General features: G+C 72.7%; 10 protein-coding genes. 4 read left to right on the top strand and 6 right to left on the bottom strand.

The features are described from left to right. Positions 1–134 precede the first annotated feature (134 nt). Entirely contained in the window at positions 135–1,025 is an 891-nt protein-coding gene (locus OG904_RS28825) for an alpha/beta fold hydrolase (RefSeq protein ID WP_405495895.1), read from the bottom strand. A 107-nt stretch (positions 1,026–1,132) separates the two neighbouring features. Here OG904_RS28825 and paaK point away from each other — a divergent pair, with 107 nt between their 5' ends. Together paaK and OG904_RS28815 are read left to right on the top strand one after the other, a co-directional pair. Next, positions 1,133–2,479 carry a phenylacetate--CoA ligase PaaK gene (gene paaK, locus OG904_RS28820; RefSeq protein ID WP_405495893.1) on the top strand — a complete coding sequence of 449 codons (1,347 nt, stop codon included), beginning with the start codon at positions 1,133–1,135 and terminating at the stop codon, positions 2,477–2,479. Positions 2,480–2,651: 172 nt separating this feature from the next. Next, entirely contained in the window at positions 2,652–3,473 is an 822-nt protein-coding gene (locus OG904_RS28815) for a YhjD/YihY/BrkB family envelope integrity protein (protein WP_405495891.1), read from the top strand. A gap of 22 nt (positions 3,474–3,495) precedes the next feature. On the opposite strand, the gene OG904_RS28810 is transcribed toward OG904_RS28815, so the two are convergent. After that, complete coding sequence (locus OG904_RS28810) at positions 3,496–4,140, bottom strand: CatB-related O-acetyltransferase (protein WP_405495889.1); 645 nt, start codon at positions 4,138–4,140, stop codon at positions 3,496–3,498. A gap of 121 nt (positions 4,141–4,261) precedes the next feature. After that, positions 4,262–5,797 (bottom strand): fatty acyl-CoA synthetase, encoded by a 1,536-nt coding sequence (locus OG904_RS28805; RefSeq protein WP_405495887.1) that lies wholly within the window; start codon positions 5,795–5,797, stop codon positions 4,262–4,264. A 234-nt stretch (positions 5,798–6,031) separates the two neighbouring features. On the opposite strand from OG904_RS28805, the gene OG904_RS28800 reads away from it, so the two are divergent. Next, complete coding sequence (locus OG904_RS28800) at positions 6,032–8,476, top strand: penicillin acylase family protein (protein ID WP_405498339.1); 2,445 nt, start codon at positions 6,032–6,034, stop codon at positions 8,474–8,476. Positions 8,477–8,540: 64 nt separating this feature from the next. Here OG904_RS28800 and OG904_RS28795 read toward each other — a convergent pair whose 3' ends face one another. From OG904_RS28795 to OG904_RS28785, 3 genes are all read right to left on the bottom strand, one after another. Continuing rightward, entirely contained in the window at positions 8,541–9,680 is a 1,140-nt protein-coding gene (locus tag OG904_RS28795) for a calcium:proton antiporter (RefSeq protein ID WP_405495885.1), read from the bottom strand. 123 nt (positions 9,681–9,803) lie between these two features. Further along, the gene (locus OG904_RS28790) at positions 9,804–11,357 is read right to left on the bottom strand and encodes an acyl-CoA synthetase (protein ID WP_405495884.1); all 1,554 of its coding nucleotides are present in this window, start codon (positions 11,355–11,357) and stop codon (positions 9,804–9,806) included. A gap of 12 nt (positions 11,358–11,369) precedes the next feature. Then, on the bottom strand, positions 11,370–12,476 hold the full coding sequence (locus OG904_RS28785; protein WP_405495882.1) for a nitronate monooxygenase: 1,107 nt from the start codon (positions 12,474–12,476) through the stop codon (positions 11,370–11,372). Between the two features lie 146 nt (positions 12,477–12,622). Here OG904_RS28785 and OG904_RS28780 point away from each other — a divergent pair, with 146 nt between their 5' ends. Further along, positions 12,623–14,437: a serine hydrolase gene (locus OG904_RS28780; protein WP_405495880.1), complete on the top strand. Its 1,815-nt coding sequence runs from the start codon at positions 12,623–12,625 to the stop codon at positions 14,435–14,437. Positions 14,438–14,567: the final 130 nt, after the last annotated feature.

Raw genomic sequence — 14,567 nt, 5'->3', positions numbered from 1 at the left:
GGTGCGGGTCAGGTGCCGACGGTCGGGCCTCGGTGGCCGTGCCCCGGCGGTCAGGCACTGGTGGTCAGGAACCGGTGGTCAGGAACCGGTGGTCAGGAACCGGTGGTCAGGAACCGGTGGTCAGGAACCGGTGGTCAGGAACCGGTGGTCAGGAACCGCTCGACGCGGGCCGCGAACCAGTTCCCGTCGTCCAGCCACGGGAAGTGCGCGCCGCCCGGCTGCACGTCGGCGACGCCCCGCGCGAAGAGCTCCGCGAGCCGGGCGGCGAGGGTCGGGGAGGGGTTGGAGTCCAGCTCGCCGGCCAGGACCAGCACCTCGCCGGTGACCCGGCGCAGGGCCTCACGGGTGGCGGGCGGGTCGAAGGCGCCGGGGCCGGCGAAGGCGGCGGACGCCCGGGCGTTCTTCTGAACCGGGCTGAGCGCCGCGTGGGCGCGCGCCGTCTCGTCCCAGCGACCGTAGGCGAGCGGCATCGACGCCGCCCAGTCGGCGTCGTCGGGGGTGCCTCCGGCGGCGAAGGCCGCGAGCGCCCGCTCGTAGGCCGCCAGCGCCGTGTCGTAGGGCTCGCGGCCCGCCCGCCGGCGGACGTCCGCGAGGCGGACCTCCGGGGACTCCGCGAGGTCGACAGCCCAGCAGGTCGGGGTGACCAGGGCGAGCCGGCGCACGCGCGCCGGGTGGGCCGCCGCGTAGAGCAGGGCGAGGTTGCCCGAGGCGGAGTGGGCGAGCAGGTCGACGTCCTCCAGGCCGAGGTGGGTCCGCAGCGCCTCGACGTCGGCGACCTGGTGGTCGACGCGGTAAGTCGACTCGTCCGCCGGGATCGCGGAGTCCCCGGTGCCGCGCAGGTCGAGCAGGATCAGCCGGCGCCCGGCGGACAGTCCGCCGAGGTCGCCCAGGTACGCGGAGGCCCGCATGGCGCCGCCGGGGAGGCAGACGAGCGGTTCGCCTTCGCCCCGGACGTGATACGCGAGTTCGGTTCCGTCGTACGTGGTGAAGGTAAAGGTGCTGGTGGCGGGTGTGGAGATCGACATGGGGGCAATCCCAGCAGACGATCACCCGTTCGAGTAATTGATTTGGCCGCCACGGTCCGGCAGTCTACCGAATGATCGGTCGGTTAACTCGAAATGGGGTGGGCGGCATGAGCGGCAAGGACGACATCGGTACGGCACGCGCAAAGGGCCACGGGGGCACTGCGGACCGGGGCACTGCGGACGAGGGCGAGCGGCTGAGCCGGGACGAGCTGGCGGCGCTCCAGCTGAAACGGCTGCGCGCGACCCTGCTGCGGGCCTACGACCGGGTGCCCTTCTACCGGCAGGCCTTCGACAAGGCCGGGGTCCATCCCGACGACTGCCGCTCCCTGTCCGACCTCTCCCTCTTCCCCTTCACCACCAAGACCGACCTGCGCGACCAGTACCCCTTCGGGATGTTCGCCGTCCCGCGGTCCGAGGTGCGCCGCGTCCACGCGTCCAGCGGGACCACGGGCCGGCCGACCGTCGTCGGTTACACGGACGGGGACCTGTCCACCTGGGCGGACGTCGTCGCCCGCTCCATCCGCGCGGCGGGCGGCAGACCGGGCCAGATCGTCCACGTCGCGTACGGGTACGGCCTGTTCACCGGCGGCCTGGGCGCGCACTACGGCGCGGAGCGCCTGGGCTGTACGGTCGTCCCAGCCTCGGGCGGCATGACGGACCGCCAGGTCCGGCTGATCCAGGACTTCCGGCCGGAGGTCATCATGGTCACCCCCTCCTACATGCTGACCCTGCTGGACGAGATGGAGCGCCAGGGCATCGACCCCCGCGCCACCTCGCTCCGTACCGGCATCTTCGGCGCCGAGCCGTGGACCGAGGAGATGCGCCGCGAGATCGAGGAACGCCTCGCCATCGACGCCGTCGACATATATGGACTGTCGGAGGTGATGGGCCCGGGTGTCGCACAGGAGTTCGCCGAGACCAAGGACGGTCTGCACATCTGGGAGGACCACTTCTACCCGGAGGTGGTCGACCCGCTGACGGGCGCCGTGCTGCCGGAGGGCGAGCCCGGCGAGCTGGTGTTCACATCGCTCACCAAGGAGGCGATGCCCGTCATCCGCTACCGCACCCGGGACCTGACCCGGCTGCTGCCCGGCAGCGTCCGTCCGGCCTTACGCCGGATGGAGAAGATCACGGGCCGCAGCGACGACATGATCATCCTGCGCGGGGTGAACCTCTATCCCACGCAGATCGAGGAGGTCCTCCTGCGGACACCGGCCCTGGCTCCCCACTTCCAGCTCCGTCTGACCCGCGAGGGCCGGCTGGACGCCCTGACCGTACGGGTGGAAGCGCGCCGGGAGAGCGACGCCGGTCAGCGGGAGGCCGCGGCCGCCTCCGTGGTGCGGGCCGTCAAGGAGGGCATCGGGGTGTCGGTCGCGGTGGAGGTGGTGGACCCGGAGACCCTGGAGCGGTCGGTCGGCAAGATCAAGCGCATGATCGACCTCCGCGAGCCCTAGGCCGGACCCCGGGTCCGGGTCCGGGTCCGGGTCCGGGTCCGGGTCCGGGTCCGGGTCCGGGTCCGGGTCCGCAGCGGCGGCTCTGTTGGCGCCGGCGGCAAATCCACCCCTTCGGGCCCACTTCGGGGGGCCTACCGGGAGCCTGCGGGCCCGTCCGGGTAGGGAGAGAGGTGTGACCTCGATCTTCCGGCGGCTGCGCGACCGGCTCCAGGCCTCCCCGGCCGGGCTGGCGTGGAGCCGTGGCCGGGAGATGGAGCTGATGCACCGGGCGATGGGCTTCGCCGCCCTCGGCTTCCTCACCCTGGTGCCGCTCCTGGTCGTCGTCGCGGCCGCCGCCCCCGGCAGCGGCTCCGGCTTCGGCCGCTGGCTCGGCCAGGCCCTCGGGGTGACGGAGTTCTCCCGGGAGCGGGTGGAGATGCTGTTCGGCGCCGCGGACCTCGCGCTGGAGCAGACCACCGCGTTCGGTCTCGCCGCCCTCGCCGTCTTCGGTCTGACCTTCGGCTCCGCCGTGCAGACCGGGTACGAGAAGGTCTGGGACCTCCCGACGGCCCGCTGGCACACCATGTGGCTGCACGTCGTCTGGCTCGCCCTGCTGGTCTGCTACCTCGGCCTCCTGGTCGCCATCCCCTCCCCCTCGGACGACGTGGTCGGCACGATCCTGGGCACCACGGGCGACCTCATCGGCACCTGCCTGTTCTTCTGGACCTCCCAGCGGATCCTCCTGGGCGGCCGGGTCCGCTGGCGCGCCCTGCTCCCGGGTGCGGCGGCCACCAGCCTGGGCCTCCTCGGCCTGCGGATCTTCTCCCAGCTGGTGTTCTCCCCGCTGATCGCCTCCAACGCCGTGACGTACGGCCCGTTCGGCACCCTCCTGGTGGTCCAGTCCTGGCTCGTCGGCGTCGGCTTCGTGGTCTACGGCGGCGCCCTGATCGGCCGCCAGCTTCACGAACACCTCGTCCGCAAACGCCTGGGCACCCCCGGACCCCCGCCCGCCTGAACCGAGTGGGCGAAGGGGAGGCTCAGGCCTTCGGCGCGATCGCCTCGAGGTCGGCGACGCTCCCGGACATGACGGTCCGGATGTGTGCCGTGAGGTGCTCCACGGGCCAGTCCCACCAGGCAAGATCCAGCAGCCGGGCTGCATCCCCGCCGTCATACCGGGTGCGGATGACCCGGGCCGGGTTGCCTCCGACGACGGCGTAGTCGGGAACGTCGTCCACGACCACGGAGCCGGAGGCGATGACCGCGCCGTGCCCGATGCGCACTCCGGGCATGACCGTGGTGCCGTACCCGAACCAGACGTCGTTGCCGACGACGGTGTCCCCCCGGCCAGGAAGGCCGGTGAGCAGGTCGAAGTGCTCGGCCCAGGATCCGCCCATGATGGGGAAGGGGAACGTGGAGGGGCCGTCCATCCGGTGGTTGGCTCCGTTCATGATGAACCGGACCCCGGTGCCCAGCGCGCAGAACTTCCCGATGACGAGCCGCTCCGGCCCGTGGTGGTAGAGCACGTTGCGGGTCTCGAACGCGGTCGGATCCTCCGGGTCGTCGTAGTACGAGTACTCGCCGACCTCGATCAGCGGCGAGGTAACCAGCGGCTTCAGCAGAACCACGCGTGGCTGGCCGGGAATCGGGTGGAGGATCGTCGGATCCGCGGGCAGACGCTCCATGACAGCAACTTTCGGTCGACGACACCGCCGGCTCCGCCGTCACCGGACGACGGGGGGGAACCACCATCGTCCCGGTGCGGCGGGCCGGGGCACCGCACATCGGTCGGGCGCGTGTTCCGGGTCAGCCGTTCGCTCCCGTGTGCCCGGCCGGGTCGGAGAACCGGTCGCGGAGGGTGCGCTTGAGGATCTTGCCGCTCGCGTTGCGCGGGAGGGCGTCCACGAAGAGGATCCGCTTCGGGGCCTTGAAGTGGGCGAGCCTGTCGCGGGCGTGCGCCAGGAGCTCCGCCTCCGTCACCCCGTCGCGCGGGACCACCACCGCCGTGACCGCCTCGATCCACCGTTCGTCCGGGAGTCCGATCACCGCCGCTTCGGCCACCCCGGGATGGGTGTAGAGCACGTCCTCGACCTGCCGTGAGGCGACGAGCACTCCGCCCGAGTTGATGACGTCCTTCACCCGGTCCACGACCGTGAAGTACCCCTCCGGGTCCCGGACCGCCAGGTCCCCCGAGCGGAACCAGCCGTCGCGGAAAGCCTTCTTCGTCGCCTCGGCGTCGTTCCAGTAGCCCAGGCAGAGCTGCGGGGACCGGTAGACCACCTCGCCGGCCGTGCCGTCCGGCACCTGCGCGCCGTCCCCGTCGACGACCCGCGCCTCCACGTGGCGTACCGGCCGCCCGCAGGAGTCCATCCGCCCCTCGTGCTCCTCCGGCCGCAGGACCGTGGCCAGCGGGCCGATCTCGCTCTGCCCGAAGCAGTTGTAGAAGCCGAGCCCCGGCAGCCGGTCGCGCAGCCGTTCCAGGACGGGCACCGGCATGATCGACGCCCCGTAGTACGCCTTGCGCAGGGCGGACAGGTCCCGGACGGCGAAGTCCGGGTGGTTGGCCAGCCCGATCCACACCGTCGGCGGCGCGAACAGGCTGTCCGCCTCCCCCGCCTCCACCAGGTCGAAGATCCCCGCGGCCGCCGGGGCGTCCACGACCGTGTTCCGCGCGCCCACCGCCAGGTAGGGCAGCAGGAACACGTGCATCTGCGCGGAGTGGTACAGCGGCAGGGAGTGCACCGGCAGGTCCTCCTCCGCCAGGTCGAGGGCCGCGATCGCGCTCTCGTACTCGTGGCAGAGCGCCTCGTGCGTCATCATCGCGCCCTTCGGCAGGGCGGTCGTGCCGGAGGTGTACAGCAACTGCGCCAGCCGGGAAGGGTCCTCGGAGGGCGAGGAGGACGGCCCGGGCCCGGCGTACTCCTCCAGTTCGGCGAGGAAGGACCCGGGCGCGTCGCGCAGCGGCCGTACGCGGAAGCCCGCGGGGATCCGCTCGGCGAGGTCGGGGTCCGCGAGGACGAGCGCGCTCCCGGAGTTCTCCAGGATGTACGCGAGGTCCTCCCCGGTGAGGTTCTGGTTGACCGGGACGTGCGTGAGCCCGCCCCGCGCGCAGGCGAGGAAGGCCAGGAGGTAGGCGTCGGAGTTGTGCCCGAAGGTCGCGACCCGGTCCCCCTCGGCCAGCCCGTGGCGCTCGCGCAGTACGCTCGCGCCCGAGGAGACGGCCGCGTCGAGTTCCGCGTAGGTCCAGGTCCTTGTCCGGTAGCGGAGCGCCACCCGGTCCGGGACGCGCAGCGCGCTGTCGTGGACCAGTCCGTCGACCGTGTTCTGCCGCACTGCCGTCATACCGGGATCCTCGTCTCCTCCTGCGCGCAAGGTCAATGACCCCGGGGATACCAAACGGGATGTTGACATGGCGTCAGGTGGCCTGCATGAGTGTGGGGGCACAGGAGCACCACCCACCCGCACGGGCGATGACGCCCATCCGCAGGCTATTTGGGAGGTACGTTGCGCTTCCTTCACGGACACCTTCTCGAGGGATACCGTCGCACCAGCACCAGCACCCACTCACGCTCACGCATCCGCTCACGCCGTCGCCGTGTCGTCCTCGTCGGCTTCACCCTGCTGGCCGCCACCGCCGCGATACCCGGGGCCGCCGCCCGGGACCTGGGCTCAGGCCCCTCCGGCGGCGGTCTGTCCGCCGTCATCCGGTACACGGAGAACGGCATTCCGCACATCCTCGCCCAGGACTACGCCCACCTCGGCTTCGGCACCGGCTGGGCGCAGGCCGCCGACCAGGTGTGCGTGCTCGCCGACGGTTTCCTGACCGTCTCCGGGGAGCGCTCGCGGTGGTTCGGCCCGGACGCCGCGCCCGACGGTTCGCTCTCCTCCGCGGCCGGGAACCTCTCCAGCGACCTGTACTTCAAGGGCGTCCGCGATTCCGGCACCGTGGAGAAGCTGCTGGGCACGCCCGCGCCGGCCGGGCCCGGCAACGAGGTCAAGGAGCTGATGCGGGGCTGGGCCGCCGGCTACAACGCCTGGCTCGCCCAGAACAGGATCACCGACCCGGCCTGCAAGGGCGCCGCCTGGGTGCGTCCGGTCACCGTCACCGACGTGGCCGCCCGCGGGTTCGCCGTCTCGGTGCTCGGCGGCCAGGGCCGCGCCGTCGACGGCATCACCACGGCGCAGCCCCCGGGCGCGGGCACCCATGGTGCCGCTCCGGGCGCCCGTGGTGCCGCTGCGGCCGCCCGCGACGAGGTCGATCCGGGCAGGGCGGCCGAGGCGGCCCGGGAGTTCTTCGACACCACCCGCTACGACATGGGGTCCAACGCGGTGGCCTTCGCCGGTTCCACCACCGCGAACGGCTCCGGCCTGCTCCTCGGCAACCCGCACTATCCGTGGCAGGGCGGCCGCCGGTTCTGGCAGTCGCAGCAGACCATCCCCGGCGAACTGAACGTCTCGGGCGGCTCCCTGCTGGGCACCGCCGTGGTGAACATCGGGTTCAACGAGAAGGTGGCCTGGAGCCACACCGTGGCCACCGGCACCCCCGTCAACCTGCACCAGCTGGCCCTCGACCCCGCCGACCCGACCGCCTATCTGGTGGACGGCAAGCCGGAGCGGATGACCGAGCGCAGGGTCAGCGTCCAGGTGGCGGGCGGCGCCCCGGTGACCCGGACCCAGTGGTGGACCCGCTACGGCCCGGTCGTCTCCGGCCTCGGCGGCAGCCTCCCGCTGCCCTGGACCACGGCCACCGCCTACGCGCTGGCCGATCCCAACGCCGCGAACCTGCGCGGCTCCGACACCGCGCTGGCGATGGGCAGGGCCCGCTCGGTCGCCGGCATCCAGGACGCCCTGCGGCGCACGCAGGGACTGCCCTGGGTCAACACGGTGGCGGCCGATTCGGCGGGCGGCACCCTCTTCACCCAGTCCCAGGTGCTCCCCCGCATCACCGACGAGCTCGCCGCCCGCTGCTCGACCCCGCTCGGCCGGGCCACGTACCCGTCCTCGGGACTGGCGGTGCTGGACGGTTCGCGCGGTGACTGCGCACCCGGCTCGGACCCGGACGCGGTCCAGCCGGGGGTGTTCGGCCCGGGGAAGGCGCCGACGCTGCGCGACTCCGCGTACGCGGAGAACTCCAACGACAGTGCCTGGCTGGCCAACGCCGGGCAGCCGCTCACCGGCTACGAGCGCATCTGGGGCACCGTCGCCACCCCCCGCTCGCTGCGCACCCGGGGCGCCCTGGAGGACGTCTCGGCCATGGCCGCCAGGGGCGGGCTGACGGTGGCGGACCTGCAGGAGCAGCAGTTCGCGAACCGGGTCCCGGCCGGTGACCTGGCGGCGGCCGACGCGGCGCGGGCCTGCACGGCACTGCCCGGCGGTACGGCCACGGGCAGTGACGGCGCGGCCGTGGACGTCTCGGCGGCCTGCGGGGTACTGGCGGCCTGGGACCGTACGGCCGACAGCTCGAGCCGTGGAGCGCTGCTCTTCGACCGGTTCTGGCGGAAGCTGACCGCTGGCACGACGGCCAAGGACCTGTGGCTGGTGCCCTTCGACGCGGCCGATCCGGTGCGGACGCCCCGGACGCTCAACCGGGCGGCGCCCGGGATCGGGCGGGCCCTGGCCGACACGGTGGCGGAGCTGAGGGCGGCGGGCATCGCGCTGGACGCCCCGCTCGGGGAGCACCAGTTCGTGGTGCGCGGCGGGCAGAAGCTGCCGGTGAGCGGCGGTACCGAGGCGCTGGGCGTCTGGAACAAGGTCGAGGCTCCGTGGAACGCGGCGGCCGGTGGCTACCCGGAGGTCGTGCACGGCTCCAGCCACATCCAGGCGGTCGGCTGGGACGGCAGCCGCTGCCCGGTGGCGCGCACGTTGCTGACGTACAGCCAGTCCTCGAACCCGAACGCGGCCGACTACGCCGACCAGACGCGGCTCTTCTCCCAGGAGCGCTGGGTGAAGGCACGGTTCTGCGAGTGGGACATCCTCACCTCGCCCCGGCTGAAGGTGGTCTGGCCGCGCGAACGGCGCTGACGCCCGGCGCGCGAACGGCCGCCCGCCTCCCGAACCGGGACGGCGGACGGCCGTACGGGCCCGCTCAGGGGCTGACGGCGAGGAAGAGGTAGGCCGCCAGCAGCACGAGGTGCACACCGCCCTGGAGCAGCGTGGCGCGGCCCGGGACGATGGTGAGGGCGCCGACGACGACGGTCAGCGCGAGCAGCACCATGTGCAGGGGTTCCAGCCCGAGCACCAGCGGCCCGGAGAGCCAGACCGAGGCCAGCGCGATGGCCGGGATGGTCAGGCCGATGCTTGCGATGGCGGAGCCGTAGGCGAGGTTGAGGCTGGTCTGCACGCGGTCGCGGCGGGCGGCGCGGACGGCGGCCAGGGTTTCGGGCGCCAGGACGAGCAGGGCGATGATCACGCCGACCACCGCGTAGGGCAGACCGAGGTCGGCGACCCCGCGTTCGATGGTCGGGGAGACGGCCTTGGCGTTGCCGACGACGGCGACGAGTGCGACGAGCAGCAGTCCGAGGCTGATCAGGGCGGCGCGTGCGGTGGGCGGCTCGGCGTGCTCGTCCTCCTCGCCGGCGGCCGCCGCCGCGGCGGCCTGCGCGGCCTCCTTGCGGATCCGTTTGGTGTCGACGGGCAGGAAGTAGTCGCGGTGACGGACCGTCTGGACGGCGATGAAGAGGCCGTAGAGGGCGAGCGAGGCTCCGGCGGCGAAGGCCAGCTGGGCCGTGGAGAACTCGGGGCCGGGCTTGCTAGTGGTGAAGGTGGGCAGCACGAGGCTGAGTACGGCGAGCGTGGCGACGGTGGCGAGGGCCGCGCCGGAGCCCTCGGCGTTGAAGACGGCGACGCGGTTGCGCAGGGCCCCGACCAGCAGGGACAGGCCCACGATGCCGTTGCACGTGATCATGACGGCGGCGAAGACGGTGTCGCGGGCGAGGGAGGCGGTCTTGTCCCCGCCGTCGGCCAGCAGGGTGACGATGAGGGCCACTTCGATGACGGTGACGGCGACGGCGAGGACCAGGGAGCCGAAGGGTTCGCCGACCCGGTGCGCGACGACCTCGGCGTGGTGGACCGCCGCCAGCACGGCGCCGGCCAGGCAGAGCGCCACCAGGGCCACCGCGAGCGAGGGCAGATCGCGTCCCCAGCTGAAGGCGAGCGCGACGAGCGCCACCACGGGGACCACGACGGTCCAGTCGGTCAGAGGGGTTCTGTGCGTTGCCGTACTCATATCAGCCAACTTGCCAGAACTGTCCTGTCTGTGCGGCGCAACAGCCGCCCTCACGCCCCTGACGTGGCACTTCTCACGAAACTCCGGGCGTGGCGCGCCGGCCCCGAAGGGCCGGCGCGGTGCTCACATCGCGCGCTCGCGACCCTCCCAGTAGGGATCGCGCAGCCGGCGCTTGTACAGCTTGCCGTTGGGGTCGCGCGGCATCGTCTCGATGAAGTCCACGGTCTTGGGCCGCTTGTACCCGGCCAGCTGCCGTTCGCAGTGGTTGAGTATCTCCGCCGCCAGCGCGTCGCTCCCCGCGAAGCCCTCGGCGGGCTCGATGACCGCCTTGACCTCCTCGCCCCAGGAGGGGTGCGGGATGCCGAAGGCCGCGGCGTCCGCGACCGCCGGATGGGTGAGCAGGGCCGACTCGATCTCCGCGGGGTAGATGTTCACCCCGCCCGAGATGATCATGTCGATCTTGCGGTCGCGGAGGAAGAGGTAGCCCTCCTCGTCCATCAGGCCGAGGTCGCCGACGGTGAAGAAGTCGCCGATGCGGTTCTTCTTCGTCTTGCCCTCGTCCTTGTGGTAGCTGAAGCCGCCCGTGTTCATCTTGATGTAGACGGTGCCCAGTTCACCGGCGGGCAGCCGCTCGCCGTCGTCGTCGAAGATGGCGAGCTCGCTGATCGGCCAGGCCTTGCCGACGGTTCCCGGCTTCTTCAGCCAGTCCTCGGCCGTCGCGAAGGCGCCGCCGCCCTCGCTGGCCGCGTAGTACTCCTCCACGCACCGGCCCCACCAGTCGATCATCGCCCGCTTGACGTGGTCGGGGCAGGGTGCGGCGCCGTGGATGGCGTGCCGCATGGAGGAGACGTCGTAGGCGTCCTTCGTCTCCTGCGGGAGCGCGAGGAGCCGGTGGAACTGCGTCGGGACCATGTGGGTGTGCGTGCACGCGTGCCCGTCGATCAGGCGGAGCATCTCCTCGGGCGTCCACTTGTCCATCAGGACCAGCGGGTGCCCGATGTGCAGGGCGGCGGCCGCGAACTGCAGGACCGCCGTGTGGTAGAGCGGCGAGCAGACCAGGTGGACGTTGTCGTCGAAGGCCCGGATGCCGAAGATGCCGAGGAATCCGCCGAGGTACGTCTCCTCCGGGAGCTTGCCGGGCAGCGGGCGGCGGATGCCGCGCGGCCGGCCCGTGGTGCCGGAGGTGTAGTTCATGACCCAGCCGAGCGTGCGGTCCGCGGGGGCGCCGGAGGGCTGCCCGTCGAGCAGCTCGCCGTACGAGCGGAAGCCCGCGACGGCTCCGACGGCGTAGCGGTGGCTCGCGGGCAGCGCCGCCTCGTCGGCCGCGGCGGTGGCGGCGTCGGCGAACCGCTCGTGGGCGATGAGGACCTTCGCGCCGGAGTCGGAGACGATCCAGGCGATCTCGGGGCCGACGAGGTGGTGGTTGACCGGGACGAGGTAGAAGCCGGCCTGCGAGGCGGCCAGGTAGGCCGTGAGGAACTCGACGCTGTTGGGGAGGACCACGGCGAAGACGTCGCCCTTCTCCAACCCGGCGGCGCGCAGTCCGTGGACGAGGCGGTTGACGTCGGCGTGCAGCCGGGCGGCGGACCATTCCTCGCCCTCGGGGGTGACCAGGACCGTGCGGTCGGGGTCGACGGCGGCCTGGGCCCAGAAACCGTTGGGGGGTGTATCGGTCATCCTGTCCACTCCTCAGGCTCGGCCGGCGATGCGGGTGATGCGGTCGATGGCTCGCTCGAAGCCGCTGGTGAGGTCGTCGAAGACGGCCCGGACGCTGCGTTCGCTGTTCATCCGGCCGACGATCTGGCCGACGGGGGTGCCGAGCAGCGGCTGGACCTCGTACTTCTGGATGCGGGACACGGCCTCGGCGACGAGGAGGCCCTGCAGGGGCATCGGCAGTGCGCCGGGGCCGTCCGGGTCGTCCCAGGCGTCGGTCCACTCGGTGCGCAGCTGCCGGGCCGGCTTGCCGGTGAGCGCGCGGGAGCGGACGGTGTCCCCGGAACCGGCGGCGAGCAGCTTCTCGGTGAGCGCCCGGGAGTGCATGTCGGCCTCGGTGGTGGTCAGCCAGAGGGAACCGAGCCAGGCGCCCTGGGCGCCGAGGGCGAGTCCCGCGGCGATCTGCTCGCCGCTGCCGATGCCGCCGGCGGCGAGGACCGGGAGCGGGGCGACGGCCTCGACCACCTCGGGCACCAGGACCATGGTGGCGATGTCGCCGGTGTGGCCGCCGGCTTCGTAGCCCTGGGCGACGACGATGTCGATGCCCGCCTCGGCGTGGCGGCGGGCGTGCTTGGCGCTGCCGGCGAGGGCGGCGACGAGGACGCCGTGGTCGTGGGCGCGCGCGATGACGTCGGCGGGCGGGGAACCGAGGGCGTTCGCCAGGAGTTTGATGGGGTAGTCGAAGGCGACGTCGAGCTGGTTGCGGGCGACCTGCTCCATCCAGCCGGTGATGCGCCAGCCGGAGGCCTCGCCCTCGGCGAGCTCGGGCACGTGGTGCTTGGCGAGGGTGTCGCGGACGTACTCGCGGTGCGCGGCCGGGATCATCGCCTCGATGTCGGCCTCGCTGACGCCGTCGACGGCCTTCTTGGCGGGCATGACGACGTCGAGTCCGTACGGCTTGCCGTCGGTGTGCTCCTGCATCCAGTCCAGGTCGCGCTTGAGGTCGTCGGGGGCCGTGTAGCGGACCGCCCCGAGCACCCCGAATCCACCGGCTCGGGTGATGGCAGCGGCGACCGCCGGGAAGGGCGTGAAGCCGAAGATGGCGTGCTCGATTCCCAGTTTCTTGCTCAGCTCCGTCTCCATGGGCGGCAGGATGCCGCAGCCGGGCCGCCGAGGGAAGAGATTTTCTGATGCAGCGTCAGATTCTTTGCGGGCCGGTCGGTGCGGGAGGTGCGGGACGGGCGGGCAGATACTTCAGGAGGGCGCGACGGTGGACGGGAGGACCGGTCATGGAGGAACGGACGGCGACGGGTGACGGCGGCGGGCGCGGGCTCAGCCGGCGGCGGCTCGGGGCTCGGCTGCTGGCGCTGGGCGGGGTACTCGTGCTCCAGGCCGCCCTGCCGGGGGCCGCGGGGGCCGCCGGGGGCCCGGCCGAGCGCCGCGCGCTCCAGGGGCTGCGGCTGCGGTACGGTTCCGCCCGCCAGGCCGGTCTGCTGGAGAAGCATCTCGAAGGGGTGGCGGACGAAGCCCGCCGGTTCCTCGGACCCTCCCCCGAACACCCTTACTACGCCGGGGCCGTGGTACTCGCCGGCCGGGGCCGCACCGTGGCCCTGCACCGGGCGATGGGCGACGCCGTCCGGTACGCCGACTACGACGGCCGCACCGACCGGGCCCGGGAGTTCCCGGCCGCCGAGCGCATCGCGATGACGGAGGACACCGTCTTCGACCTGGCCTCCCTGTCGAAGCTGTTCACCTCGCTGCTCGCCGTGCAGCAGATGGAGCGCGGGAACCTGGAGCTGGAGGCGCGGGTGAGCCGGTACCTCCCCGAGTTCACGGGAGGGGGGAAGGAAGTGATCACCGTCCGCCAGCTCCTCACGCACACCTCGGGGCTGCGGTCCTGGGCCCCCTTCTACCAGGAGCCCACCCGGGCAGGGCAGTTGAGACTGCTGTGGTCGGTGAGGCCGCAGGAGACACCCGGGACGGTCTACCGCTACTCGGACCTCAACCTCATCGCCCTCCAGCTGCTCCTGGAACGGATCACCGGTCACACTCTGGATCTCCTGCTCCAGGACGAGATCGCCGCTCCGCTCGGGATGCACCGCACTCGTTACAACCCACCGCTCTCCTGGCGCCGGGTCACGGCCGCCACCGAGGTCCAGCGCCCGCCCTGGTCCGGACTCGACCGCGGGCTCGTCTGGGGCGAGGTCCACGACGAGAACGCGCACGCGCTCGGCGGCGTCGCCGGCCACGCCGGTGTCTTCGGCACCGCCTGGGACCTGGCCATCCTCGCCCGCACCCTGCTCGACGGCGGGGTCTACGCCGGCAGGCGCATCCTGCGCCCCGCCTCCGTCGAGCTGCTCTTCACCGACTACAACACCGCCTTCCCCGGCGACGACCACGGGTTGGGCTTCGAGCTCTACCAGCACTGGTACATGGGCGCCATGGCCACCCCGCACTCCGCCGGCCACACCGGTTTCACCGGCACCTCCCTCGTCCTGGACCCCTCCACGGACTCCTTCCTGATCCTCCTGGGCAACTCCGTGCACCCCGTCCGCACCTGGCGCGCCGGCAGCGCCCCCCGCGTCGCCGTCGGCAACCGCTTCGCCCGCGCCGTCCCCGTCCGCACGAAGCACGGCGGCCCGGCCTGGTACTCCGGCATGGAGACCGGAGCCGGCGGCACCCTCACCCTGCCGCCGCTCACCCCCTCCACCGGCTCCGCCCGCCTGCGCTGCGCACTGTGGTGGGACACCGTGCCCGGCGCGGGAGCCCTGCACGTGGAGGCCTCCGCCGACGGGCAGACCTGGGAGCCGCTCCCCTTCACCACCGTCCGCACCACCGGCGGAGCCGCCGAACAGTGGCCGGACGGCTCCGTCGCGGGCTGGTCGGGCCGCATCTGGCACCGCCTCGAAGCCCCGCTCACGGCCTGGTCCGGCCGCGAGGTCCGGCTGCGCCTGCGGCACACCGCCCAGGGCCGGTACGTGGGCCGCGGGGTCTACGTCGACGTCCTGCGCGTGGCGGAGCCCTCCCGCCTCCTCTTCGCCGAGGACCGCCCCGCCGACGCCTCCCGCATCGAGGCGGCGGGCTGGTCCCGCTCGGCGGACTGAGGACGCGGGACGGCCGTGCCCGGCGCCCCGGCGGCCGCGGAATCGCGCTGCGCCGCCCCGCCCGGCGGAATACGGACGTGCCCTGCGGCGGTTGTGCTCGTTGTTGAGGGTTGTTTAGGTTTCAACGCGA

It is taken from the genome of Streptomyces sp. NBC_00096 (genome assembly GCF_045041305.1).
Taxonomy (GTDB): domain Bacteria; phylum Actinomycetota; class Actinomycetes; order Streptomycetales; family Streptomycetaceae; genus Streptomyces.
Note: the sequence above shows the minus strand (reverse complement) of the source record. Positions and strands in the feature narration are given on the sequence as shown.